Here is a 24,016-nt window from a genome sequence, read left to right on the forward strand (position 1 = left end):
AGGACACCTCACATGCAGATGCGCTGGTTCGCAGTACCCGCTCTGATGGTGGCTTTTGGCGGTGTCGCCATGGCTGCCGATTGCCCGCCGTTGCTTGAAGGCCAGTTGCCCAAGCTGCGCGCCAAGGAATCCATCGACCTGTGCCAGCGCTTTGCCGGCAAGCCGCTGCTGATCGTCAACACCGCCAGCTTCTGCGGGTTTGCGCCGCAGTTCAAAGGGCTTGAAGCGTTGTACCAGCGCTACAAGGGCCAGGGGCTGGAAGTGATTGGCGTGCCGTCCGATGACTTCAAGCAGGAAGCCAAGACCGGGGAGGAAACTGCCAAGGTTTGTTACGTTAATTACGGCGTGACCTTCACCATGACCGAACCACAGAAGGTCAAGGGCCCGGACGCGGTGCATCTGTTCAAGATCCTGGCGCAGCAGAGCAGTGCGCCGAAGTGGAATTTCTACAAGTACGTGGTGGACCGCCAGGGCAAGGTGATCGCCAACTTCTCCAGCCTGACCAAGCCGGATAGCCCGGACCTGGTCAAGGCAGTGGAAGAGGCGCTGGCTTCGAAACCCTGATGGGCACCCACTAAAAAGCCCCGCCTCTTTTGCTAGAGTGCGGGGCTTTTTTGTGCCGCTTTACATCAGAACTTGTACGTCACGCCCAGGCCGAAACCGTTGGCGCTGTTTTCGTACTTGGCGCTGTAGGAACCCAGTGCGTTGGACTTGTTAACTTTTACCGGCTCTTCCTTCAGGTAGGAATAAGCCAGGTCAACAGTCATGTTATCCATCACGGCATAACCCAGGCCCACACTGAAGATGGTCCGGTCGCCAGTAGGAATACGTGGGGAACGGTCAGTGTTGTTGGTTGGCGACTGGTCGAAAGTCAGGCCGGTACGCAGTACCACTTGCTTGGTGACCTGGTACGAAGTACCAAGGGCGTAGGCCCAGGTGTCGTGCCAGTTCTGAGGTTCAGTGATAGTGCCGATGACCGACGGTGCGAGGAAGCCGTTGGCGCCCGTTACACCCTGGTTCTTGACAGTGATGTCTTTCAGGCGGCTCCAGCGGGTCCAGGTAGCACCGCCATAGAGTTTCCAGGCGTCAGTCAGGTCCTGGGTTACCGACAGGTCGTAAGACTCTGGCGTGTCGATGCTCAGCGAGGCGTCGTAGCGGCCACTGCCAATGGCACCGGCAGTCGGGGCAGGCGCTGTCACCTCGGTGTGGCCGTCAAGCTTGTAGCTGACCTTGGAGTGGTAGGTCAGGCCGACGCGCGTGGTATCGGTGGCCTGTACCAGTACGCCGACGTTGAAACCAATGGCGGTATCGTCGCCCTTGATCGTGACGTTGGTCGAAGGCACGGCAGGGTTCAGGGTCAGTTCGGACTCCAGCTTGCCGGAGATCCGGTTGATGGTAGGACCGAAACCGATGGAAACCCGGTCGTTGAATGCGTAGCTGACCGTTGGCTGCAGAGTGATTACAGATACTTTGCTGTAGCTGCCGAACCCGCTGCCCTGGAAGCCGCGTTCGTAATCAGTCACCAGGCCGAACGGTGCGTAAACACCAAAGCCGACAGCCCACTGATCGTTGAGTTTGTTGGTGTAGAAGCCGAACGGTACGCCGGTGAAGGGCACCATGTCGCCTTTGTTGGTGCCCCTGGAACGGCCGCCGGCATCTTTGATGTCGGTCGAGGCATCGATGGCTGCAACACCACCCGTGATTTGCTGGCCTTCAAGGCGAGCCATACCGGCAGGGTTGCCATAAACAGTGCTTGCGTTATCGGCAGATGAAGAACGTCCCGCAAAACCGGTACCCATCCCGGCAACGTCTTGTTCGTTGAGGGCGAAGCCGCTCGCGAACACGTGGGAGGATGCCATTGCAACGGCGAGGCTAAGTGTCGTCTTGAGCATTACTTTTTTCATTATTAGAACTCCGTGGTGATCACCGCTGCGGAAAGTAACAATAAATTTATGTTTGCGCTATAGGCTCAAACACAGGAGATAGAGCGGTTTTGTAGGACAATCCGACCAAAATCAACGTTTTTAGCCGAATCTTGCAAATCGCCCGGTCAACAGGCGACGTGATTCATGGGTGAAACACAGGTTTGCCAGGCCTGGGTGAAATCCCGGAGCCGGCCTTGAGGGTGAAATATTTCTTTCCAGATACGTGCCATCGCCAATACGTCGTCGGCCGGTGGCAGGTTTGGGCGGTGTTGTTCCACCAGCAGCCAGGCGATGGCGGTGGCGTAACGCAGGTTGACCGTCAGCTCAAGCTGCGGCCCGCTGAGGAAGGCATGCTGGCTGGCGAGTCCGCGTACCAGGCTGGCGCGCTCGGGGTCCAGCGCCAGATAGTTATCCCACAGCGCGCGATGGCGCGGCTCGGTGATGCTGTAGAGGCCATGGCCGCGGCGGTCGTGCAGGGCTGAGCCGAGCGCCGACTGGCTGGCGGCGATGCCCAGCAGCAGGGATTCAGCCGTCTGGTTATGGCGACCCAGGTAAAGCAGGGTGGGCCGGATCACATAACGACACAATTCGCTGGCGGCGATGCCCATAAATGCCTCAATCCATGAAATTAATCGGCGATACCTGAGCGAGGGCTTGGCAGCGGTGAATCGGATCTCAGGTCCGCCGGAAGCGGATCATGCCGCTTGAGTTGAAGTGTAGTGTCATATTTACGATGTAAAGGACTGTTTTTAAAATATTTTCATCATTTAGTTATATCGTTTATATCAATTTAAACTTAGCGCGCCTGAATTTCAGGCAATAAAAAACCCCGGGTTTTAACCGGGGTTTTTGTGTTTCAGCGATTCGGGTCGATCAGGCAACCAGTGCCTGGCGAGTACGATCGATCACGGCCTGCAGCGGTTCTGCGCTGGAGTATTGATCGGGGTACAGGCGTTCGCTGTGACGAGCGATGCCGTGTTCGTTGACCAGGGTAAAGCTGAAGCAGCCTTTGCGAGCGGCCATGATCAGGCAGTTCATTGGTGCAAAAGCGTTGGTGAGGGTGCGAATGGCATCCTGAGTGTGGATTTGAGTGGACATATTATTGGTGTTCCTACAAATGACACGGTTAAGAACCGTGCAACGTTAAAACGTTCCAGTGACGTTGATCACCATTGATCGAACGAAGAACCCGACTGGAACAAAGCAGCCAGTTTGAAGCGCTATTAAGTTGGCGCGCTTGGGCTGGCAGGTAGGTACTTAGGAGGGCAGGCAACACAACAGGGGCAAAGGTTCTGGGCCCGGGGTGAAGATCCTGATCAATTTGCAGGTTGGTTCTTTCAGAGTATGGAAACTTCGCGACACCCTTTGCATTGTTCAAAGGCCGTGTCGTCGCAAGTGATACCTGGAAACCATCGAGGTGGTCGATCCCTTTTTGTCGGCGGTGCCGTGAGGGAGTTGTTCGACCAGAATTGACTTTCAGCTTGGTACTAACGCCGCGGATAGTAACGGATTGAAACGATGAAAGGAAGTGTGCTAGGCAAAAAACTTTTCGTGCCCTGGGCCTGCGGTAACATTCCTCAGCCGCTGTCTGAGCAAAAAACCCGGTTGATATAACCGGCAAGTGGGTAGTTGTGCACATTGGTGGCGCCCTGTGTAACTGAACTGACATACGCCCCGCAAAGCGCCCGGGTGCCTGCAACTAAAATTTAAGTCAATGAAAAATCGAGCTTTTTTTTATTGGTGAAAAAATCGTCAGTTTGACTGCGGCCCCCGTTCCATGGGCCTTTGCGGGACTTACAGAACGGTTGTCCACTGAGTTATCCACAGCTTCTGTGGATTGTCCCAAGCGCTTGCTCTAGAACGGGCGTGCAGGCTTTTTTCAGCTTTACCTGTACGAAAAAAAGAGTAGAGTGGCGCGCCTTCCGTTCTGTCCCACAGTGCTTTATGAAGTTTCGCTCAGTATCACCTTCTGTTACCGACAGCCCTCAGGTTGTTACCGCACCCAAGCGTTTTTCCCTGAAAGTTGCCTTGTGGTTGCTCGACAGCCCGCGCCTGGGCCACAGCCCCAACGTCAAACATTTTGCAGGGCATTTGCTCAAGCAACCGGCTCGTGCTGGCGTGGTGGTGGCGCAAAGCCGTCTGGGCCAGTTGATGTGCCGCGAGTGCGGCAATGCCCGCGACCGCCGTATCGGCCACGAACTGCTGCGCCAGGCCGCCCGCGCCGGTGACCGCATCGCCCAGCGTGAACTGGGCCAGATCGAAGACTGAGCTGTCCTCAATGCGCTGGCTTGGTTAACCTTCTTCTTTTCGGGTGACGGCAGGAATCGCTATGGCTTTTGACTGGACCAGTGTTGTGCTGGGTCTCGCCGCTGCTGGGTTGCCGCTGTTGGGGCTGTGCTGGCAGATTCAGCGCCGACTGAGCGCGCGAATGGCCGGCTGGGAATTGCTCGAAGAGCGCCTGGCCACCGCACAACTGGCCCAGGAAGGGCTCGCCGCGCAGTTGGACGCCAGCCGTGACGAAATCAGCGACCTGAGCCAGGCCAACGCTGCCAAACAGGCTGATCTGGCCGCCGTGCGCCGGGAAGTCGAACTGCTGCAGATCGACCGTGACAACGCCCGCGACGCCGCCCACGCCTGGAACCTCGACCGTTCCGCCAAGGAAACCGAACTACGCCGCCTGGATGCCTTGTCCGCGTCCCTGCGCGCCGAATTGCGCGAGCAACAGGAAAGCCATCAGCAACGCCTCAGTGACCTGCAAGGTTCCCGTGATGAGCTGCGCGCGCAGTTCGCTGAACTCGCCGGGAAGATCTTCGACGAGCGCGAGCAACGCTTCGCCGAAACCAGCCAGCAGCGCCTCGGCCAATTGCTCGACCCGCTCAAGGAGCGCATCCAGTCGTTCGAAAAGCGCGTCGAAGAAAGCTACCAGAGCGAAGCCCGCGAGCGGTTCTCCCTGGCCAAGGAGCTGGAGCGCCTGCAACAGCTGAACCTGCGCCTGTCCGATGAAGCCACCAACCTGACCCGCGCCCTCAAGGGCCAGAAAACCCAGGGCAACTGGGGCGAGTTGATCCTGGAGCGGGTGCTGGAACATGCCGGTCTGGAAAAGGGCCGCGAGTACCAGACCCAGGTCAACCTCAAGGGCCCGGACGGCGAACGCTTCCAGCCCGACGTGTTGATCATGCTGCCGGGGGACAAGCAGGTAGTGGTGGACTCCAAGGTCAGCCTGACCGCCTATCAACAGTACGTCGCCGAGGACGACCAGGCGATCGGCCAGGCAGCCCTCAAGCAGCACGTACTGTCCTTGCGCAACCACGTCAAAGGCCTGGCCGGCAAGGACTACAAACGTCTGGAAGGCCTGCACAGCCTGGATTTCGTGCTGCTGTTCGTGCCCATTGAAGCCGCATTTTCGGCGGCGCTTCAAGCCGAGCCGAACCTGTTCCAGGAAGCCTTCGACCGCAACATCGTGATTGTCAGCCCGACCACGTTGTTGGCCACCTTGCGGGTGATCGACAGCCTGTGGAAACAGGAACGGCAAAGCCAGAACGCCCGGGAAATTGCCGAGCGCGCCGGTTGGCTGTACGACAAGTTCGTGCTGTTTATCCAGGACCTGGACGAGGTAGGCAACCGCCTGCAGCAGCTGGATAAAGCCTACAGTGCAGCGCGCAACAAGCTGACCGACGGACGCGGAAACCTGGTGAGCCGTACCGAGCAACTGAAGCTGCTCGGCGCCCGCGCCAGCAAAAGCCTGCCGGCCGACTTGCTGGAACGGGCGATGACCGATGAAGACGGCGTGGCGCAGTTGCCAGAATAGTCACCGGTCTCTGTGGGAGCTGGCTTGCCTGCGATGCAGACACCTCGTTCCTCCAGATACACCGAGGCGATGCCATCGCAGGCAAGCCAGCTCCCACATGGGCTAAAGCGGCAGGTGCCGGCTCAACAAGGCCCGCAACGCCGCCGGCTTCACCGGCTTGGCCAGGTAATCCAACCCTGCCGCATGCACCTGGGCCACCATCTCCGGCCGCCCGTCGGCACTGATCACCACACCCGGAATCGGCTCTGCCAGTTGTGCCCGCAGCCAGCCCATCAACTCGGTGCCGGTCTCGCCGTGGTCGAGGTGGTAATCCACCAGGGCCAGTTGCGGCCGCACACCCTCGGCCAGCAACGCGGCACATTGCGCCTGGTCGCGGGCGGTCCAGACTTCACAGCCCCAGCGCGTGAGCAAACTGCGCATGCCGATCAGGATGCTTTCTTCGTTATCCACACACAGCACCTGTGCACCGCTCAACGGCTGGCCGCTTTCCTGCGCCGGCTTGGCAGGCGCGCTGACCTGAGTGCGCGCCAACGGCACACGCACGCTGAACACGCTGCCTTTGCCCGGCCATGAACGCACGCTCAAGCGGTGCCCGAGCACGCGGCACAGGCCATCGGCAATCGCCAGGCCCAGTCCCAGGCCTTTCTCGGCACGGGTCTGGTGACTGTCCAGGCGTTTGAATTCCTCGAAGATGACTTTTTGCTTGTCCTGGGGAATCCCGGGACCACGGTCCCATACTTCCAGGCACAACTCGCCGCGACGGCGCCGCGCACCCAATAGCACCGGCCCGTCGGCGTACCGGAATGCGTTGGTGAGGAAATTCTGCAACACCCGCCGCAGCAACTTGATGTCGCTGTCGACCCGCAAACGGCTGCCCCGCAGGCGGAAGCGCAAACCCTGCTCCTGAGCCAGAGCCTTGAACTCGGCGCCTAGCGTATCGAACAGTTCATTGAGCACGAAGGGCTGGCGCTGCGGATTGATCTTGCCGTTTTCCAGGCGCGAAATATCCAGCAGGTCGCTGATCAGGTCTTCCGCCGAACGCAACGAGCTGTCCAGATGCTGCACCAACTGCCGGGCATCCGGCGACATGCCGTCGTTCTGGTGGGAGAGGGCGGCAGAGAACAGCCTTGCGGCGTTCAACGGTTGCATCAAGTCGTGACTGACCGCTGCGAGGAACCGGGTTTTCGACTGGCTGGCGGTCTCGGCCACGCCCTTGGCATCGGTCAGCGCGACGTTGAGTTGCGACAGTTCGTGGGTTCGCTCGGTCACCCGCTGTTCCAGGCCTTCATTGGCCTCGGTCAACGCCTGCTCGGCTTCGCGGAACGCGGTGATGTCGGTGAAGCTCATCACAAACCCGCCACCCGGCATCGGGTTGCCGATCAGCTCGATCACCCGGCCATTGGGAAACAGCCGCTCGGAGGTATGCGCACGGCCCTGGCGCATCCAGTGCAGGCGGCGCGCCACGTGTACTTCCGCCTCGCCCGGGCCGCACAGCCCGCGCTCGGCGTTGTAGCGAATGATGTCGGCAATCGGCCGGCCCACGCTGATCAGGCCCTCGGGGTAATTGAACAGCTCCAGGTACCGCCGGTTCCACGCCACCAGCCGCAGGGACTGGTCGACCACGCTGATGCCCTGGGTGATGTTTTCGATGGCGCCTTGCAGCAGTGCCCGGTTGAACTGCAGTACTTCCGACGCTTCGTCGGCGATGCGAACTACGTCCTCCAACTGCATTTCCCGGCCTTCAATGGCGGCTTTCACCACCGCCCGGGTCGACGACGCACCGAGCACGCCGGCCAACAGGCGTTCGGTGTGGGCAATCCAGTCATTGTCGGCGTTCTGGTTGGGGTTAAACCCTTTGCCTTGGCGATAGGCGAAGCGCACAAAACTCTGGTGAGCCCGTTCTTCACCGACAAACCGCGCTGCGAGGCTGAGCAAATCATTGATCTGCACCGAAAGCATTGAGCGGGCGCTGGCCCGCTGGCTGATTTCCTGGCCAATAAAACGCCCGGCCTGCCAATGCTCCGACACCCGCGTGCGGGACAGCATCGAGACCCACACGAACAACGTGAAGTTACCCGCCAGGGAAAATACGGTGCCCAGCGTCAGAGAAGTTACAGACAAGCCCAGCGGGTGCGAATGCAGCCACGTCATGCCCGGGAAAAGGCTGAACGACCAGCCCAGACTTTTCGCGGTGACCGGCAGGACCAAGGTGTAGAACCACAGGAACGTACCCGCCGCCAATCCGGCAAACACGCCGCGCCGGTTGGCCTGTTTCCAGTACAGCGCACCCAGCATCGCCGGTGCCAGCTGGGTCACGGCGGCGAACGCAATCTGGCCAATGGTTGCAAGGCTGGCGGAGGACCCCAGCAGCCGGTAACTGACGTAAGCCAGCAGCAGGATGATGACAATGCTCACCCGGCGTACCGACAGCATCCAGTGACGGAACACTTCGAACGGCCGCTCGGCACTGGAACGGCGCAGCAGCCAGGGCAGCAGCATGTCGTTGGAGACCATGGTCGACAGGGCGATGCTTGCGACGATCACCATGCCCGTAGCCGCCGAGGCGCCGCCGATAAACGCCAGCACGGCGAGCGCCGGATGGGCTTCGGCCAACGGCAGGCTGATCACGTAGGAATCCGGCAATACCGAACCCGGCAGCAGCATCTTCCCGCCGAGGGCAATCGGGATCACAAACAGGGCGGCCAGGATCAGATAGGCCGGGAACACCCACTTGGCCAGCCGCAGGTCCTGGGGGTCGATATTTTCCACCACGGTGACATGGAACTGCCGGGGCAGGCAGATGATCGCCATCATCGCGACGCCGGTCTGCACCACCATCGAGGGCCAGTTGACGGTCTCTTTCCAGTATTCCTCCAGCCGTGGCGCGAGCATCGCCTGGCTGAACAAATCGTCGAAACCGTCGTACAGGCCGTAGGTCACAAACGCACCGACGGCGAGAAACGCGAACAGCTTGACCAACGATTCAAAGGCAATCGCCAGCACCATGCCGCGGTGGTGTTCCGTGGCGTCCAGGTTGCGGGTACCGAACACAATGGTGAACAACGCCAATACCAGCGACACGATCAGCGCCGTGTCCTGGGAGCGGGTGCCGGTGGTGTCGGCGCTGGCGCCGATCAGCAGGTTCACCCCCAGCACGATGCCTTTGAGTTGCAAGGCAATATAAGGCAGGACGCCCACCAGGCAGATCAGCGCCACCACCACCGCGAGGGATTGGGATTTGCCGTACCGGGCGGCGATAAAGTCGGCGATGGAGGTGATGTTTTCCTGTTTGCTGATCAGCACCATCTTCTGCAGGACCCACGGCGCGAGCACCAACAGCAGCACCGGTCCCAGGTAGATCGGTAAAAACGCCCACAACTGTTCGGCCGCCTGGCCTACGGCACCAAAGAATGTCCAGCTGGTGCAATACACCGCCAGCGACAGGCTATACACCCAGGCACGCATCCGCGGCGGCAGCGGCGCATGGCGACGGTCACCGTAAAAGGCGATGGCAAACATAATGGCCATATAGGCCAGGGCAACGGCGGCGATCAGCCCGCTGGACAGCGTCATGAGAACTCCAGACATAAGAACGCCCGGGCATTCCCGGCCCGGGCGAACAGTCTCGCATGATGCTTGGCGTTAGTCAGTGTCGACCAAGGTCGGAGCGTGGTGTGATGTCGCAGCGTTGGTTCAGGCGCCGAAACCGCCGTCGATGGTCAGGCTGGCGCCGGTGATGTAGCCGGCCTCAGGGCCTGCCAGATAGGCGACGAAACTAGCGATCTCTTCTACATGGCCATAACGGCCCACGGCCATGAAGCCGATCAGGCTTTCGGCGAAATCACCGCTTGCCGGGTTCATGTCGGTGTCCACCGGACCTGGCTGCACGTTATTGATGGTGATGCCCCGTGGGCCCAGGTCGCGGGCCAGGCCTTTGGTCAGGCCGACCAGCGCCGATTTGCTCATGGCGTACGGGCCGCCACCGGCAAACGGCATGCGATCGGCATTGGTGCTGCCGATGTTGATGATGCGGCCACCTTCGCCCATGTGCCGCGCGGCTTCCTGGGTGGCGACAAATACGCTGCGTACGTTGATGGCGAGGGTGCGGTCGAAGTCTTCCAGCTTGAAATCTTCCAGCGGGCCGACGGCCAGCACGCCTGCGTTGTTGACCAGGATATCCAGGCGCCCGAAGGCTTCGACGGTGGCGTTGACGGCGCTGCGGATGGCGGCTGCGTCGGCGCTGTCAGCGTGGATCGCCAGGGCTTTGCCGCCTTGGCTGATCACGCTGTTCTGCAACGCTTCAGCCTTGGCAGCCGAACTGACGTAGGTAAAGGCGACGGCAGCGCCCTGTGCGGCCAGACGCTTGACGATGGCGGCGCCGATACCGCGGGAACCGCCCTGGATCAAGGCGACTTTGCCGCTGAGGTTTTGTGTGGTCATGTCGTTCTCCAAAAGGTGTGTTGAGGTTGGAGTCGAGTATCGACCTCGTGTGGCGTCCTCGGTAGACCGTGATTGCTATAGTCTGTGTAAACCAAAAGTTTAGAGTGGGGCGATATGGAAAGCTTTGGCAGTATCGAATGCTTCGTGCGCAGCGCCGAAGGCGGCAGTTTTGCCGAGGCTGCCCGGCACCTGAGCCTGACCCCGGCGGCCGTGGGCAAAAGTGTGGCCAAGCTGGAGGCGCGCCTGGGTGTAAGGCTGTTCCAGCGCAGTACCCGGCGCCTGACGCTGACTGAGGCCGGCAAGCTCTTCCTCGAAGAAGTCAGCGGCAGCCTCACCACCATTCAAAACGCCGTGGCTAACCTGGCCAGTGCCGAAGGGCGGCCAGTGGGCACGCTGAAAGTGAGCATGGGCACGGTGTTCGGCAACCGTTATGTGGTGCCGTTGCTGGGGGAGTTTCTAAAGCGCTTTCCTGATATCAACCCCGACTGGCATTTTGATAACCGCCAGGTGGACCTGATCGGGCAGGGCTTCGATGCCGCGATCGGCGGTGGTTTTGAGCTGCCCCAGGGCGTGGTCGCGCGCAAGCTGGCGCCGGCGCACCGGATCCTGCTGGCCTCACCGGAATACCTCGCCAAACGCAAGCCGGTGGTCGTGCCCGAGGACTTGTCTGTGTGCAACGGCATCCTGATCCGCTCACCGCAAACCGGCCGCGTGCGTTCGTGGCAACTCACCCACCGCACGCGCGAACAACGCCCGCTGGTGCTCAAGCCGCGCATGACCATGAGCGACTCGGGCGCTGCCTGCTGCGCCAGTGCCCAGGGCCTGGGGATTGCGCTGGTCAGCATGCCGATGGCGGTGCCGTATCTGGACAGCGGCCAACTGGTGCGAGTGCTGCCCGACTGGTATGTCGACGACGGCAACATCTCGCTGTACTACGCCGAACACAAGCTGCTGCCCGGCAAGACCCGGGCGTTTGTGGATTTCATCCTGGAGCAGTTTGTCGAACGCGAGTTGGGGCGGCGGTTCAGCGCCATTTGATCCTTGTGGGGATCAAAGTGTGGGAGCGGGCTTGCTCGCGAAGGCGGTGTGACAGTCACCACATGCATCGACTGATCCACCGCTTTCGCGAGCAAGCCCGCTCCCACCTTTCGGATCTTCAGTGTCCGAACTTTCCGGGCCAGCCGATCACTTTCTTCGGCCTCGGCGTCGCATACGTGCGGATCTTCGAGGTCGACAGCCCTAACCGCACCAGCCCTTCAGCAATGGTCACCGCTGCGGTCACGCCGTCCACTACCGGCACACCCGTGCGGTAGCGAATCTGCTCATCCAGCCCGGCCATGCCGCCGCAGCCCAGGCAGATCACTTCGGCCTTGTCTTCGCTGATCGCCAATTCGGCCTGGCGCACGATGGCCTCCATGGCCCGCAGCGGGTCTTCTTCCAGCTCCAGTACCGCCATGCCGCTGGCCCGTACCGACGCGCAGCGCTGATACAAACCCGCCAGTTTCAGTCGGTCCTCGATCAGCGGCACGGTGCGGTCCAGGGTGGTCACCACCGAATAGGCATGCCCGAGGAACATCGCGGTGCTGGCGGCGGCTTCGGTGATGTCCACCACCGGCACGTTGAGCAACTCCTGCAAGCCTTCGCGGCCATGTTCGCCGTAGCCGGCCTGGATTACCGCATCGAACGGCTGGTCGTAGGCCATCACCCGGTCCATCACCGCGATGGCCGCCAGGTAGCTTTCGAAATTGCCTTCCACCGATTCGGCACCGAAAAACGGAGTCAGGCCGACGATCTCGGTGCCGGGGGACGCCACCGCCCGTGCCTGTTTGGCGATGGCCTCGGTGATGGACTCGGTGGTGTTGACGTTGACCACAAGGATGCGCATGGAATGTCCTTACTTAATGACTGATGTTATCGACTGCAATGCTTTCGCCGCTCACATCGGCGTAGTACGGCTGGCGCTTGGCGAACAGCAGGTACAGCAGCCCTGCAATACCGGCGCCAATCAGCCAGGAGAAGGGCGAGACGAGGGCGAAACCGGGCAGCAGGGCGAGGAGAATGGCGATCACCGCCGCAGGAATAAACGCCGCCACCGCCCGCAGATTGACTCCGCGGCTGTAGTAATAAGCGCCATTCGGGTCTTCGCTATACAGCTGCGGCACGTCCACCTGGCTTTTGCGGATCAACCAGTAGTCGACCATGATCACCCCGTACAACGGCCCCAGCAGAGCGCCCAGCCCCGAGAGGAAATACACGATCACCAGCGGGCTGTTGTAGAGGTTCCACGGCAGGATCAACACCGCCACGGTGGCGCTGATCAGCCCGGCGCGGCGGAAGTTCAGGTACTTGGGCGCCAGGTTGCTCAGCACAAAGGCGGGTGCGACGAAGTTGGCCATGATGTTCACCGCCACGGTCACAATCAGGAACGCCAGGCAGCCCAGTACCAGGAAGAACGTATTCGGAATCGCCGCAATGATTTCCGTAGGGCTCTCGATCACCCGGCCATTGAGGTGGAACTGCCCGCCGCACAGCAGCACGGTGATGGCCGCGAATACCAGAATATTCACCGGCAGGCCCCAGAAGTTGCCGACCTTGATGGTCTTGCGGCACGGCGAGGAGCGGGCGAAGTCGCAGAAATTCAGGATCAGCGTGCCGTAGATCGCCAGCCACAGCGCGCCGCCGGCAAAGATATTGCGCCACATCTCACCACCGGTCAGCGGCTCGCGGATCGACCAGGCGATCTGGCCGCCGGCCTGGAAATACATCCAGCCGGCCAGGGACGCTACTGTCAGCAGAATCACCGGCCCGGCGAAGGCTTCATAGCGGCGCACCATCTCCATCCCATAGGCGAGGATGGCGAGCTGCACAAACCAGATCGCCACAAAACACGCCCAGCCCAGGGTGGACAGGCCGAGGATCGAGTTGTGGTCGTAGTCGGCAAAACCTGGATGAACCGCTGTCAATAGAACGCGGAAAACCACCGAGGCCAGGTAGGTCTGTATCCCGAACCAGGCAATCGCGATCACCGCACGAATCAGTGCCGGAATCTGCGCACCATGGATGCCAAAACTGATGCGGCTGATCACTGGAAACGGTACGCCGGTCTTCTGCCCCATATAGCCCGACAGGTTCATGAAGAAGTACACCAGCGCCGCGCCGATCCCCAGGGACAGCAGAATCTGCCAGCCACCCAGGCCCAGCGCATACAGGCCGATGGCGAAGGAGTAGTTGGCGATGTTGTGCACATCGTTGGTCCACAAGGCAAAGATGCTGTAGCGGCCCCAGCGCCGGCCTTCGGCCTTGGTAGGCGCCAGGTCCTTGTTGTGCAGGCGCGGGCTGAGGACCAACGGGCCGGGGCTCGTGGCCTCGGGGTTCAGGGTGGAGGAGGGCAGATCCAGTGCGATGTTATTGGAGAGACTTGTACGCATTCCGGCAGGCTCCTGGACATCAGCAGGAGAGCGGCTGATGTCAAAGTGTATGTATCTTTTTTATTAATTGTATACAAAGTGTGTTTTGCCTTAAGCCACATGCGTGCCAGATTTTCGCCGGGTGAAATACACGGCGATTTGGTTTTTAGCGTGATTGGAAATAACAGACTGAATTTAAAGCGATATAAATTGACCGTTTGAACAGCTATTTATTTTGTGGTGCAGAGAGGGGCGGGGATTTTAGAAGAGGTGTGACGAGGGAGGATGTAACTTTTCGGTGCAGGATTTTATAAGTGCACACAAAAATGGCACCGATGGTGACATTTCTGTGTACAGGATTCTGGCTCAGGCGTTATGCCTTGCTGATGATGTTCCCGGCGTGCAACCCGCATTCTTTTTGGGTTGCTTCTTCCCACCACCAACGGCCTTCGCGTTCGTGCTGGTTCGGCAGTACCGGACGGGTGCACGGCTCACAGCCGATGCTGATAAAACCGCGCTCGTGCAGGCTGTTGTACGGCAACTCCAGCATGCGGATGTAACCCCATACTTCCTCACTGGTCATCTGCGCCAGCGGGTTGAACTTGTACAGGGTGCGTTCCGGGGTGGAAAAAGCCGTATCGATTTCCAGCGCGGCCACCTGGCTGCGGGTGCCGGGGCTCTGGTCGCGGCGCTGGCCGGTGGCCCAGGCGCTTACACCGGACAGCTTGCGGCGCAGCGGTTCGATCTTGCGCACGCCACAGCACTCGCCATGGCCGTCCTTGTAGAAACTGAACAGGCCCTTTTCCTTGACGAAGGGTTCCAGCTTGCTCTGGTCCGGCGAGATCAGTTCGATGTCGATCTTGTAGAACTCACGCACCTGCTCGATAAACCGGTAGGTCTCCGGGTGCAGGCGACCGGTGTCGAGGCTGAACACCTTGACGTTCTTGTTCAGCTTCCAGGCCATGTCTACCAGCACCACGTCCTCGGCACCGCTGAAAGAGATCCACAGGTCGTCGCCAAACTGGCTGAAGGCCAGCTTGAGAATGTCCTGGGCGGATTTGTTGGCGTAAGTCGCGGCGAGTTCAGCGACGTCGAAGGCTTGGTTCATCAGGACGGTTCCTACAGGTCAGTGGCGCTGAGCGCTCTATAGGGGGGCGATGGTAACAAAATCCCGCCTGCGTTGCGGCGGCCAGCGTGAATCGCTAGAGTTCGGCAGTCCTTTTGCTCGCTCAACTCAATAACTTTAAATGGGAGTGTCTTGTGGAAATTGCCTGTCTCGACCTGGAAGGGGTGCTGGTTCCGGAAATCTGGATCGCCTTCGCCGAAAAAACCGGTATTGAATCCTTGCGGGCCACCACCCGGGACATCCCCGACTACGACGTGCTGATGAAACAGCGCCTGCGCATTCTTGATGAGCATGGGCTGAAGCTCTCGGACATCCAGGAAGTGATCGCCACCCTCAAGCCGCTGGACGGCGCCATCGAGTTCGTCAATTGGCTGCGCGAGCGCTTCCAGGTGGTGATCCTGTCTGACACCTTCTATGAGTTCTCCCAGCCGCTGATGCGCCAACTGGGTTTCCCGACCTTGCTGTGCCACCGGTTGATCACCGACGAGAGTGACCGGGTGGTGAGCTACCAGCTGCGTCAGAAAGATCCCAAGCGTCAGTCGGTGCTGGCCTTCAAGACCCTGTACTACCGCGTGATTGCCGCCGGTGATTCCTACAACGACACCACCATGCTGGGTGAGGCCGACCGTGGGATTCTGTTCCACGCGCCGGAGAACGTGATTCGCGAGTTCCCGCAGTTCCCGGCGGTGCATACGTTTGAGGATTTGAAGAAGGAGTTCATCAAGGCGTCGAATCGGCAGTTGAGCCTGTAAGTTATTTGGCGTGGCTGACGCCTCAGCGCAGGCAAGCCAGCTCCCACATGTTGACCGCGCTCCCATGTGGGAGCCGGGCTTGCCCGCGATAGGGCCGGTATGGCCACTGCACAGCCTAGACCCCTGCCAGCAAACTCTCATAAGGAATGCGCAAGCCTTCATGCAGGCGTTTGATCATCGACAAGCTCAGCTTGCGCTTATGATTCAACACTTCGGAAACCCGCCCGCTCGGACCTATGAAAGGCTCCAGGTCACGGGCGGTCAGGCCTAGTTGCTCCATTCGAAATTTAATCGCTTCTACGGGATCCGAAGGCGGCATTGGGAAATGCTCCGCTTCGTACTTTTCGATAAGTATCGCGAGAATTTCCAGCTCGTCACCCTCGGGCGAGCCGATTTCCGCTTCCCAGAGCTGTTCGACGCGCGCGAGCGCAGCGGTCAGGTCTTCCTGGGAATGAATGGGTTTGATGTTCATCACACGGTCTCCGCATTGATCTGATCGTACTGCGCGTGGGTCCCCACGAAGCGAATGAACGCAAGCTGTCGCTGATAATTGATCGCCATGATCACTCGATACTTGTTGCCGCCTATGTTGAACACAACCCTGCCCCCTTTGAGAATGCTCGCTGTCCTTAGCTCTGCCTTGAGGGCCTGAGGGGTTGGGTAAACAGCTTTTTCCATATGGCGATACAGCTCGACCAGCGGCGTTTTGGCATCCATGCAACCAGGGTGGTTTTCCCAGAATATTCGTAGGGCAGACAGAGCGATTATCCGCATCGCTGCGACCTCCCAATTTGGGAGATAATAGGTGCGGTTGAGGGCAGATGCAATCTCGGAAATCTTTCCTGACAAGTAGGCAGTCGTTTCATGTGATCCTTCACAGACGGCTGGTGGACGGTTGAAACCGGACGCTATCCTCCGGCTTCGACCCCGTCTACTTCGGTACTGATTCAGGTCTTTTCCGCTGCGTGGCTCTACGTCAGCGAGCCAGGAAGGGGCTGCGTGCTACAGGCTTTCCAAGGTTTGTAACAACACCCGCACCTTGGTCATCGACTCCTGATACTCCGCCTGCCACTCCGAGTCCGCGACAATCCCGCCGCCGCCCCAGCAGCACACCTGACCATCCTTGACCAACAGGCTGCGAATGGCGATGGAGCTGTCCATCTCGCCGCGCACGTCCAGATACACCAGCGAACCGCAATACAACCCGCGCCGGGTCGGCTCCAGCTCGTCGATGATCTGCATCGCGCGAATCTTCGGTGCGCCGGTGATGGAGCCGCCGGGGAAGCTGCCGGCGATCAGGTCGAGGGCGTCTTTATCGTCGGCCAATTCGCCGGTCACGCTGCTCACCAGATGATGCACATTTGGATAGCTTTCCAGGCTGAACAACTCCGGGACCCTCACCGAGCCGGTGCGGCAGGTGCGGCCCAGGTCGTTGCGCAGCAGGTCGACGATCATCAGGTTTTCGGCACGATCCTTGGGGCTGGCCAGCAATTCAGCGGCGTTGGCTGCATCTTCCTCGGGCGTCGCCCCCCTTGGCCGGGTGCCCTTGATCGGGCGGGTTTCCACCTGGCGCTGGCTGATTTTGACGAAGCGCTCCGGCGATAAACTCAATACCGCGCCATCATCCGGCAAGCTCTGGAACCCGGAAAACGGCGTCGGGCAGGCTTCGCGCAAGGCGCAGTAGGCCACCCACGGATCGCCACTGCACGGGGCACGGAAACGTTGGGCAAAGTTGACCTGGTAGCAGTCACCCGCCTGGATGTAATCCTGGATGCGGGCGAGTGCGTGTTTGTAGGTGTCGGCTGTCACGTCCGGGGCCATTGGGCCTTGCAGCTTGAAGGTGGCCGATGCGCTGATGGTCGGCTGACCGAACAAGGTAATCAGGTGTTGCCGTTCGCTTTCCGCCAGTTTGGGGTGGAACACCAGTTGGCTGGTCTGCGCCTGGTGATCGCTGATCAAGGCCCAGGCGTACAGGCCAAAGCGTGCATCCGGCAGGTGCAGGTCGTCCACCGCCAGGTGCGGCAGTTGTTCCAGATGGCGACCGAAGTCGTAGCTCAGGTAGCCGATGAGGCCACCGGCAAACGGCAGTTCGTAGGGCGCGGGGATCGTGGCTTCACCCAGCAACGTCAGGTTTTCCCGCAGGCGCTGCAGGAAATCACTGCCGCTTTCGTCGGGCAGTACCGCCAGGGTCGTCTCGGGCCAGGCGCTCAGCAGGTCATAACGGCCGCGCTCGGCCGCCGGTCGGCCACTGTCCAGCAGCACCGCGCCGGGCGCATGGCGGATTGCTGCAAAGTATTCGGCAGGGTTGGCCCGGTAGGGCAGCGGGTGTACGGAGCAGGTCACTGGGTTTATCCCTCGACCGCCGGAATATGCCCAAACATTTCCTGCACAAACTTAACCCGTTCCTCCGGTGTTTCCGTCACGCCCGCCGCCTTCAGCTCTTCCAATCGAGCCTCCACGGCATGGGTGCGCAAGGTCAGGCCGCAGTCGTTGGCAATCTGGATGTTCAGCCCCGGGCGAGCGTTAAGTTCCAGGATCAACGGACCCTTTTCCTGGTCCAGCACCATGTCCACGCCGATATAGCCCAGGCCGCACAGCTCGTAGCAGCCGGCGGCGAGCTTCATGAAACCGTCCCAGTTGGGCAGTTGCACGCCGTCCACCGCATTGGTGGTGTCGGGGTGCTTGGTGATGATGTTGTTCAGCCAGGTGCCGCGCAGGGTCAGGCCGGTGGCGAGATCGACACCCACGCCAATCGCGCCCTGGTGCAGGTTGGCCTTGCCGCCGGACTGGCGGGTGGGCAAGCGCAGCATGGCCATCACCGGGTAGCCCATCAGCACGATGATGCGGATGTCCGGTACGCCTTCGTAGCTGATGCTTTTGAAGATCTGGTCGGGCACCACCCGGTATTCGATCAGCGCGCGGTCACGGTGGCCGCCGAGGGAATACAGGCCGGTGAGGATGCTGGAAATCTGATGCTCGATTTCTTCATGGCTGATGATCTTGCCGGAGACCGTTCGATAGCGCCCTTCAAAACGGTCGGCGATCACCAGGATACCGTCACCACCGGCGCCCTGGGCCGGCTTGATCACGAAGTCGCTGCGCCCGCCGATGATCTCGTCGAGCTTGTCGATTTCCTTCTCGGTGGAAATGACCCCGTACATTTCCGGCACGTGGATGCCGGCGGCCATGGCCCGTTCCTTGGTGATGATCTTGTCATCGACGATCGGATACAGGCTGCGCTTGTTGTACTTGAGCACGTAGTCGGCATTTCGCCGGTTGATGCCCATGATCCCCCGCGCTTCCAGGGCCTTCCAGGTCTTCCAGAAGCCGAACATTACGAGTCAGCCTTGAGGAAGGCCTTGAAACGCACCAGTTCGGTCAGGCGGTAGCCGCGATAACGACCCATGGCCAGCATGAAGCCCACCAGGATCAACAGGATCGCCGGGAAGGTGAACACGAAGTAGATCAGTTCCGGCACGCTCATGATGATGTGCGCCAGGGACGCGGCGAACAGCGTGCCGATCGCGACTTTCATCGCATGGCCGCCACCGCGTTCTTCCCAGGTGATCGACAGGCGTTCGATGGTCATGGTCAGGATCACCATCGGGAACAGTGCCACCGACAACCCGCGCTCCAGGCCGAGCTTGTGGCTGAACAGACTGATGGCGGCGATCAGCACCACCACGAAGGTCAGCACCACCGAGAGCCTCGGCAGCATCTGCAGCTTCAAGTGTTCCAGGTAAGACCGAAGCGACAGCCCCAGCGCCGTAATAATGGTGAACAGCACAATCCCGAAGCCCAGCTGTGTCTCTCGGAACGCCAGGGCAATCAGCACCGGGGTAAACGTGCCAAGGGTCTGCAGGCCGATCAGGTTGCGCAGGATCAGGATCACCAGCACGCCAATCGGGATCATCACCATGATCATGAAGGTCTGCTGGGTTTGCAGCGGCAGGCCGTACAGCGAGTACTCGAGGAAGTTGGCGTCGGTGTTTTCGTCCGTCAGCTTGGCCAGGCGAATCGCGTTCATTTCGCTGTTGTTGAGGCTGAAGGTCACCATGGCCTTCTTGCCGCCGTCGACGGTGATCAGGTTTTCATCACCGGTCCACCACAGCAGGCGGTCGGCCGGCAGCCCTTGCTCGCCGGTGTCGGGGTTGAAGTACAGCCAGTCGTTGCCATTGAAACTGCGCAGCCAGAGTTCCGGGGTTTGCGGCTGGTCGGCCACCAGGCGGATGGTGTGGACCTTTTCCACCGGCACATGGGCGATGGACAGCAGCAACTCGACGATCTTGGCCTTGTGCGGCGTCGACGGGTCGCCCGCCAGCAGCAGCTTCACGTTGTCGTCGTTGAGGTTGTTGGTGCGCTTGATGGCTTCGCTGATAAAGGTCTCGACGTCGGCCGAGTGCTGGCGGATCGGCGCCAGCAGGGCTTCGGCGGCGATTTTTTCCGGGCCTTCGACGGCGATGCTGTCGCGGAAGGTCGGGCCCTTGACCTTGACCTTTTCACCGCTGTAACGCTTGGTCAGCACCAGGCGGTAGTAGAGGGTCTGGTTGCCCTTGGCCCGGCGTGCCGACCAGGTGACCTTGCGGTTGCCGTCGAGGCGATTGACGCTGACGCCGTAGTTATTCGAGATAAAGCTTTCATTCAGGCTGACGAAGTCGCGGCTCAGGGGCGGCACGAACATCTGGATTTTCACCGGGTCCTTGGCGCTGGCGACGAACTCGACCTTGGCGTCGATGTTCCACAGGTCGTCGGTGGCGTCCTCGGTGACGGGAATCCCCAGCACGAAAATCTGATAGGCGGTGACCGAAATGCCCAAGACCACCAAAACGGCGATCAGGATTTTCAGGTGCAGATTAAGAGAGCGCATTCAAATTACTCAGCGGTATGAGCGTCGGAGGCGCAGGCAGGTTTGCCCGCCGCGTATTTAAGACTGGGGTCGACCAGCGCATCAAAGCGTTTCAGCGCTTCGGAGCCGATCAGCAGCGGGTATTGGAAGGCGCTGCGGTCAGTCAAGTTCACTTCGATACTGCGTAAAGCGGTGCCCATGCAGATGTCCAGGGCGATGACTGGACGGGCGGTGTAGTTCTTGTCTTCATCGGGGTCGTAGTCACCGGCGCGGCGCTTGATCTTGCTCACGCGGGCCAGGGGACGCTCGATGGGGTGGGAGTGTGCGGTGTCGATGGCCAGGTAGAAGCGCACCCAGGACTCGCCGTTGCGCTTGAAGCGCTTGATGTCGCGGGCGCTCAAGGACGCGGTCTTGGCCCCGGTGTCGAGCTTGGCGGCCACTTCCAGGTCAATGCCGGCCAACTTGGCGTATTCATTGAGTCCATAAACGGTCTTCTCGGCAGCAACGCCAAGGCCCGGGATAAACAGTAGAAGCAAAAGGGGGAAGGGCTTGAGTCTCATAAATCCTGACGCGGTGCAGTGCGATGTTCAATTCAAGGCGACTGGCATTGCTGCGCAAGCTCCCTCGTGCGCCTTTTCATCCAGGGATGTGAGGCAAAAGTGGCCGGCATTCTAACATGAAGGTTTTCTGGCGCCAGCGCTGGCAGCCGGCCATGCCCCGATAGAGTGCAAGGCGGGTTATTAGACGATTGTCGACAATGTGTATTTATTCTTTGACTATCCTGGGCTGATTGGCTAGTTTTTGCGGCATTGCTTTTAAAGGTGTCGACAATATGCTGGATCAACTGGAAACCCCAGTGATGGCCCAAGACGATTCCCAGACCATGTCCGAGAACGTCTTCCGGCGTATCCAGGCCGCCATCGTCAAGGGCGAAATCGCCCCCGGCAGCAAGATCTCCGAGCCGGAACTGGCGCGCACCTATGGCATCAGCCGTGGCCCGCTGCGCGAGGCGATCCACCGCCTGGAAGGCCAGCGCCTGCTGGTGCGCATCCCCCATGTGGGCGCGCGAGTGGTCTCGTTGAGCCATGAAGAACTGATCGAACTCTACGAAATCCGCGAATCCCTGGAAGGCATGGCCTGCCGCCTGGCCGCCGAGCGCATGACCGACGCCGAGATCGAAGAGCTGCGCCAGGTGTTGCACACCCACGAGCGCGATGCGGCCTTCCAGGCCGGTGTCGGCTACTACCAGCAGGAAGGCGACTTCGATTTTCATTACCGGATAATTCAAGGCGCCGGTAACCGCACCCTGACCCAAATGTTGTGCGGCGAGCTGTATCAGTTGGTGCGCATGTACCGCATCCAGTTCTCCGCCACCCCCAATCGTCCACGCCAGGCCTTTGCCGAGCATCACCGCATTCTTGACGCGATTGCCGATCGCGACGGTGAACTGGCCGAGTTGTTGATGCGCCGGCATATCGGTGCCTCCAAACGCAACATTGCCCGTCACTTCCCGGACGGCGCTCCCCAATCACGAGGTGAGTCATGAGTTCCAATAACAACACCACTCCAGGCCAGCGTTTCCGTGACGCGGTTGCCAGCGAGCACCCGTTGCAGGTAGTCGGCGCGATCAACGCCAACCACGCGCTGCTGGCCAAGCGCGCCGGCTTCAAGGCGATCTACCTGTCGGGTGGCGGGGTGGCTGCCGGCTCCCTCGGTGTGCCGGACCTGGGCATCACCGGCCTGGATGACGTGCTGACGGACGTGCGCCGCATCACCGACGTGTGCGACCTGCCGCTGCTGGTGGACGTGGACACCGGTTTCGGCTCCTCCGCGTTCAACGTGGCGCGCACCGTCAAGTCGATGATCAAGTTCGGCGCGGCGGCGATCCATATCGAAGACCAGGTGGGCGCCAAGCGTTGCGGCCATCGCCCGAACAAAGAAATCGTGTCCCAGCAGGAAATGGTCGACCGCATCAAGGCTGCGGTGGATGCGCGTACCGATGACAGCTTCGTGATCATGGCCCGCACCGACGCACTGGCCGTGGAAGGTTTGGAATCCGCCCTGGAACGTGCGGCCGCCTGCATCGAGGCCGGTGCCGACATGGTGTTCCCGGAAGCCATCACTGAGCTTGAGATGTACAAGCTGTTCGCCTCCCGGGTGAAAGCGCCGATCCTGGCCAACATCACCGAATTCGGTGCGACACCTCTCTATACCGTCGATCAACTGAAATCTGCGGATGTTTCCATCGTCCTGTACCCGCTCTCGGCCTTCCGCGCCATGAACAAGGCGGCCGAGAACGTCTACACCGCGATCCGTCGCGACGGCACCCAGCAGAACGTGATCGACACCATGCAAACCCGCATGGAGCTTTATGATCGCATCGACTACCACACCTTCGAGCAGAAGCTCGACGCGCTGTTCGCCGCCAAGAAGTAACGCGAGCGCCTCACTAATAACTACAAGATTGGAGATAACCATGGCCGAAGCAAAAGTACTCAGTGGAGCTGGCCTGCGTGGCCAGGTTGCCGGGCAAACCGCACTGTCCACCGTGGGCCAGGCCGGTGCCGGCTTGACCTATCGCGGCTACGACGTGCGCGAACTCGCCGCCGATGCCCAGTTTGAAGAAGTCGCCTACCTGCTGCTCCACGGCGAACTGCCGACCAAAGCCGAACTGGCCGCCTACACCGCCAAGCTCGGCAAACTGCGCGACCTGCCCCAGGCGCTGAAAGAAGTGCTGGAACGCATCCCCGCCGACGCGCACCCGATGGACGTGATGCGCACCGGTTGCTCGTTCCTGGGCAACATCGAGCCGGAGAAAGACTTCTCCGTGCAGCGCGACGTGACCGACCGCCTGCTGGCCGCGTTCCCGGCGATCATGTGCTACTGGTACCGCTTCAGCCACGACGGCCAGCGCATCAACTGCGTGACCGACGAGCCGAGCATCGGCGGGCACTTCCTGCACCTGCTGCACGACAAGAAGCCCAGCGACTTGCACGTCAAGGTGATGAACGTGTCGCTGATTCTCTACGCCGAGCACGAATTCAACGCCTCGACCTTCACCGCCCGCGTGTGTGCGTCGACCCTGTCGGACCTGTATTCCTGCGTCACCGCCGCCATCGGCTCCCTGCGTGGCCCGTTGCACGGTGGTGCCAACGAAGCGGCGATGGAGATGATCGAGCGTTTCTCTTCCGCCCAGGAAGCGGTGGAAGGCACCCTCGGCATGCTGGCGCGCAAGGACAAGATCATGGGCTTTGGCCACGCGATCTATAAAGACAGCGACCCGCGTAATGAAGTGATCAAGGCCTGGTCGAAAAAACTCGCCGACGAAGTGGGCGACACCGTGCTGTTCCCGGTTTCTGAAGCCATCGACAAGACCATGTGGGAGCAGAAGAAACTGTTCCCCAACGCCGACTTCTACCATGCCTCGGCGTACCACTTCATGGGCATCCCGACCAAGCTGTTCACCCCGATTTTCGTCTGCTCGCGGCTTACAGGGTGGGCCGCGCATGTATTTGAACAGCGTGCCAACAACCGCATCATCCGTCCGAGCGCCGAGTACATCGGCGTTGAGCAGCGCAAGTTCGTGCCAATCGAACGTCGCTGAGTGGAGAAACCGCTGATCTTGGGGTGAAACCGGATCAAAAATGTGGGAGCGGGCTTGCTCGCGAAGGCGGTGTGACAGTCGCCATGTGTGTTGCATGACACACCGCTT

22 protein-coding genes are annotated in these 24,016 nt (G+C 60.4%); 8 read left to right on the forward strand and 14 right to left on the reverse strand.

Going from position 1 to position 24,016, the window contains the following annotated elements:
- The first annotated feature begins 12 nt into the window (after positions 1-12).
- The gene (locus C0058_RS08105) at positions 13-564 is read left to right on the forward strand and encodes a glutathione peroxidase (RefSeq protein ID WP_102368350.1); all 552 of its coding nucleotides are present in this window, start codon (positions 13-15) and stop codon (positions 562-564) included.
- Positions 565-629: 65 nt separating this feature from the next.
- On the opposite strand, the gene C0058_RS08110 is transcribed toward C0058_RS08105, so the two are convergent.
- The 3 genes from C0058_RS08110 to C0058_RS08120 form a co-directional block, all read right to left on the reverse strand.
- The gene (locus C0058_RS08110) at positions 630-1,904 is read right to left on the reverse strand and encodes an OmpP1/FadL family transporter (RefSeq protein ID WP_026078188.1); all 1,275 of its coding nucleotides are present in this window, start codon (positions 1,902-1,904) and stop codon (positions 630-632) included.
- Positions 1,905-2,050: 146 nt separating this feature from the next.
- Positions 2,051-2,533, reverse strand: coding sequence for a hypothetical protein (locus C0058_RS08115; protein ID WP_087695206.1), 483 nt, complete (start codon positions 2,531-2,533; stop codon positions 2,051-2,053).
- 265 nt (positions 2,534-2,798) lie between these two features.
- Positions 2,799-3,023 carry a hypothetical protein gene (locus C0058_RS08120; RefSeq protein ID WP_003214941.1) on the reverse strand — a complete coding sequence of 75 codons (225 nt, stop codon included), beginning with the start codon at positions 3,021-3,023 and terminating at the stop codon, positions 2,799-2,801.
- 846 nt (positions 3,024-3,869) lie between these two features.
- On the opposite strand from C0058_RS08120, the gene C0058_RS08130 reads away from it, so the two are divergent.
- Both C0058_RS08130 and rmuC read left to right on the forward strand, forming a co-directional pair.
- The gene (locus C0058_RS08130) at positions 3,870-4,193 is read left to right on the forward strand and encodes a sel1 repeat family protein (RefSeq protein WP_023659092.1); all 324 of its coding nucleotides are present in this window, start codon (positions 3,870-3,872) and stop codon (positions 4,191-4,193) included.
- A 175-nt stretch (positions 4,194-4,368) separates the two neighbouring features.
- Positions 4,369-5,733 carry a DNA recombination protein RmuC gene (gene rmuC, locus C0058_RS08135; protein ID WP_173406092.1) on the forward strand — a complete coding sequence of 455 codons (1,365 nt, stop codon included), beginning with the start codon at positions 4,369-4,371 and terminating at the stop codon, positions 5,731-5,733.
- Positions 5,734-5,835: 102 nt separating this feature from the next.
- Here rmuC and C0058_RS08140 read toward each other — a convergent pair whose 3' ends face one another.
- Both C0058_RS08140 and C0058_RS08145 read right to left on the reverse strand, forming a co-directional pair.
- The gene (locus C0058_RS08140; RefSeq protein WP_102368351.1) at positions 5,836-9,306 is read right to left on the reverse strand and encodes a PAS domain-containing hybrid sensor histidine kinase/response regulator; all 3,471 of its coding nucleotides are present in this window, start codon (positions 9,304-9,306) and stop codon (positions 5,836-5,838) included.
- Between the two features lie 120 nt (positions 9,307-9,426).
- Positions 9,427-10,173: a 3-oxoacyl-ACP reductase family protein gene (locus C0058_RS08145; protein ID WP_102368352.1), complete on the reverse strand. Its 747-nt coding sequence runs from the start codon at positions 10,171-10,173 to the stop codon at positions 9,427-9,429.
- Positions 10,174-10,287: 114 nt separating this feature from the next.
- Here C0058_RS08145 and C0058_RS08150 point away from each other — a divergent pair, with 114 nt between their 5' ends.
- Positions 10,288-11,211, forward strand: a complete 924-nt coding sequence (locus C0058_RS08150) for a LysR family transcriptional regulator (protein ID WP_008432691.1) — start codon at positions 10,288-10,290, stop codon at positions 11,209-11,211.
- 118 nt (positions 11,212-11,329) lie between these two features.
- Here the strand turns inward: C0058_RS08150 and C0058_RS08155 are convergent, their stop codons facing one another.
- The 3 genes from C0058_RS08155 to C0058_RS08165 all read right to left on the reverse strand — a co-directional run bounded on the left by C0058_RS08155 (position 11,330) and on the right by C0058_RS08165 (position 14,688).
- Entirely contained in the window at positions 11,330-12,058 is a 729-nt protein-coding gene (locus C0058_RS08155; RefSeq protein WP_088426086.1) for an aspartate/glutamate racemase family protein, read from the reverse strand.
- 13 nt (positions 12,059-12,071) lie between these two features.
- A complete protein-coding gene (locus tag C0058_RS08160; RefSeq protein WP_102368353.1) occupies positions 12,072-13,601 on the reverse strand; it encodes an NCS1 family nucleobase:cation symporter-1 in 1,530 nt (509 codons plus the stop codon).
- A gap of 352 nt (positions 13,602-13,953) precedes the next feature.
- Positions 13,954-14,688 (reverse strand): phosphoadenylyl-sulfate reductase, encoded by a 735-nt coding sequence (locus C0058_RS08165; RefSeq protein WP_003214958.1) that lies wholly within the window; start codon positions 14,686-14,688, stop codon positions 13,954-13,956.
- A 152-nt stretch (positions 14,689-14,840) separates the two neighbouring features.
- Here C0058_RS08165 and thrH point away from each other — a divergent pair, with 152 nt between their 5' ends.
- A complete protein-coding gene (gene thrH, locus C0058_RS08170) occupies positions 14,841-15,458 on the forward strand; it encodes a bifunctional phosphoserine phosphatase/homoserine phosphotransferase ThrH (RefSeq protein ID WP_102368354.1) in 618 nt (205 codons plus the stop codon).
- A gap of 115 nt (positions 15,459-15,573) precedes the next feature.
- Here the strand turns inward: thrH and C0058_RS08175 are convergent, their stop codons facing one another.
- From C0058_RS08175 to C0058_RS08200, 6 genes are all read right to left on the reverse strand, one after another.
- On the reverse strand, positions 15,574-15,930 hold the full coding sequence (locus tag C0058_RS08175; protein WP_087695204.1) for a type II toxin-antitoxin system HigA family antitoxin: 357 nt from the start codon (positions 15,928-15,930) through the stop codon (positions 15,574-15,576).
- Positions 15,930-16,232: a type II toxin-antitoxin system HigB family toxin gene (locus C0058_RS08180; protein WP_003214964.1), complete on the reverse strand. Its 303-nt coding sequence runs from the start codon at positions 16,230-16,232 to the stop codon at positions 15,930-15,932. Before C0058_RS08180 ends, C0058_RS08175 begins: the two co-directional genes overlap by 1 nt.
- Positions 16,233-16,460: 228 nt before the next feature.
- On the reverse strand, positions 16,461-17,801 hold the full coding sequence (gene pabB / locus C0058_RS08185; protein WP_102368355.1) for an aminodeoxychorismate synthase component I: 1,341 nt from the start codon (positions 17,799-17,801) through the stop codon (positions 16,461-16,463).
- Positions 17,802-17,806: 5 nt separating this feature from the next.
- On the reverse strand, positions 17,807-18,793 hold the full coding sequence (locus C0058_RS08190) for an alpha-L-glutamate ligase-like protein (RefSeq protein WP_003214969.1): 987 nt from the start codon (positions 18,791-18,793) through the stop codon (positions 17,807-17,809).
- Positions 18,793-20,325, reverse strand: a complete 1,533-nt coding sequence (locus C0058_RS08195) for an inactive transglutaminase family protein (RefSeq protein ID WP_003214971.1) — start codon at positions 20,323-20,325, stop codon at positions 18,793-18,795. Before C0058_RS08195 ends, C0058_RS08190 begins: the two co-directional genes overlap by 1 nt.
- Positions 20,326-20,330: 5 nt before the next feature.
- Positions 20,331-20,864, reverse strand: a complete 534-nt coding sequence (locus C0058_RS08200) for an ATP-dependent zinc protease (protein WP_023659091.1) — start codon at positions 20,862-20,864, stop codon at positions 20,331-20,333.
- 272 nt (positions 20,865-21,136) lie between these two features.
- Between C0058_RS08200 and C0058_RS08205 the strand changes: the two genes are divergently transcribed.
- The 3 genes from C0058_RS08205 to prpC are packed head-to-tail and all read left to right on the forward strand — an operon-like array spanning position 21,137 to position 23,908.
- Complete coding sequence (locus tag C0058_RS08205; protein ID WP_008432676.1) at positions 21,137-21,850, forward strand: GntR family transcriptional regulator; 714 nt, start codon at positions 21,137-21,139, stop codon at positions 21,848-21,850.
- Positions 21,847-22,740 carry a methylisocitrate lyase gene (gene prpB / locus C0058_RS08210; protein ID WP_003214976.1) on the forward strand — a complete coding sequence of 298 codons (894 nt, stop codon included), beginning with the start codon at positions 21,847-21,849 and terminating at the stop codon, positions 22,738-22,740. Before C0058_RS08205 ends, prpB begins: the two co-directional genes overlap by 4 nt.
- Positions 22,741-22,780: 40 nt before the next feature.
- Positions 22,781-23,908 carry a 2-methylcitrate synthase gene (prpC, locus tag C0058_RS08215; protein WP_102368356.1) on the forward strand — a complete coding sequence of 376 codons (1,128 nt, stop codon included), beginning with the start codon at positions 22,781-22,783 and terminating at the stop codon, positions 23,906-23,908.
- Positions 23,909-24,016: the final 108 nt, after the last annotated feature.

Origin of the sequence: Pseudomonas sp. NC02 (assembly GCF_002874965.1) — a bacterium.
Lineage (GTDB): Bacteria > Pseudomonadota > Gammaproteobacteria > Pseudomonadales > Pseudomonadaceae > Aquipseudomonas.

What these genes read in the sequence shown, in the direction of transcription:
- C0058_RS08105 (WP_102368350.1), top strand. Translation starts at nt 13, where the DNA reads ATGCAGATGCGCTGGTTCGCAGTACCCGCTCTGATGGTGGCTTTTGGC.
- C0058_RS08110 (WP_026078188.1), bottom strand. Translation starts at nt 1,904, where the DNA reads ATGAAAAAAGTAATGCTCAAGACGACACTTAGCCTCGCCGTTGCAATG.
- C0058_RS08115 (WP_087695206.1), bottom strand. Translation starts at nt 2,533, where the DNA reads ATGGGCATCGCCGCCAGCGAATTGTGTCGTTATGTGATCCGGCCCACC.
- C0058_RS08120 (WP_003214941.1), bottom strand. Translation starts at nt 3,023, where the DNA reads ATGTCCACTCAAATCCACACTCAGGATGCCATTCGCACCCTCACCAAC.
- C0058_RS08130 (WP_023659092.1), top strand. Translation starts at nt 3,870, where the DNA reads ATGAAGTTTCGCTCAGTATCACCTTCTGTTACCGACAGCCCTCAGGTT.
- C0058_RS08140 (WP_102368351.1), bottom strand. Translation starts at nt 9,306, where the DNA reads ATGACGCTGTCCAGCGGGCTGATCGCCGCCGTTGCCCTGGCCTATATG.
- C0058_RS08145 (WP_102368352.1), bottom strand. Translation starts at nt 10,173, where the DNA reads ATGACCACACAAAACCTCAGCGGCAAAGTCGCCTTGATCCAGGGCGGT.
- C0058_RS08150 (WP_008432691.1), top strand. Translation starts at nt 10,288, where the DNA reads ATGGAAAGCTTTGGCAGTATCGAATGCTTCGTGCGCAGCGCCGAAGGC.
- C0058_RS08155 (WP_088426086.1), bottom strand. Translation starts at nt 12,058, where the DNA reads ATGCGCATCCTTGTGGTCAACGTCAACACCACCGAGTCCATCACCGAG.
- C0058_RS08160 (WP_102368353.1), bottom strand. Translation starts at nt 13,601, where the DNA reads ATGCGTACAAGTCTCTCCAATAACATCGCACTGGATCTGCCCTCCTCC.
- C0058_RS08165 (WP_003214958.1), bottom strand. Translation starts at nt 14,688, where the DNA reads ATGAACCAAGCCTTCGACGTCGCTGAACTCGCCGCGACTTACGCCAAC.
- C0058_RS08175 (WP_087695204.1), bottom strand. Translation starts at nt 15,930, where the DNA reads ATGAACATCAAACCCATTCATTCCCAGGAAGACCTGACCGCTGCGCTC.
- C0058_RS08180 (WP_003214964.1), bottom strand. Translation starts at nt 16,232, where the DNA reads ATGCGGATAATCGCTCTGTCTGCCCTACGAATATTCTGGGAAAACCAC.
- C0058_RS08190 (WP_003214969.1), bottom strand. Translation starts at nt 18,793, where the DNA reads ATGTTCGGCTTCTGGAAGACCTGGAAGGCCCTGGAAGCGCGGGGGATC.
- C0058_RS08195 (WP_003214971.1), bottom strand. Translation starts at nt 20,325, where the DNA reads ATGCGCTCTCTTAATCTGCACCTGAAAATCCTGATCGCCGTTTTGGTG.
- C0058_RS08200 (WP_023659091.1), bottom strand. Translation starts at nt 20,864, where the DNA reads ATGAGACTCAAGCCCTTCCCCCTTTTGCTTCTACTGTTTATCCCGGGC.
- C0058_RS08205 (WP_008432676.1), top strand. Translation starts at nt 21,137, where the DNA reads ATGCTGGATCAACTGGAAACCCCAGTGATGGCCCAAGACGATTCCCAG.
- prpB (WP_003214976.1), top strand. Translation starts at nt 21,847, where the DNA reads ATGAGTTCCAATAACAACACCACTCCAGGCCAGCGTTTCCGTGACGCG.
- prpC (WP_102368356.1), top strand. Translation starts at nt 22,781, where the DNA reads ATGGCCGAAGCAAAAGTACTCAGTGGAGCTGGCCTGCGTGGCCAGGTT.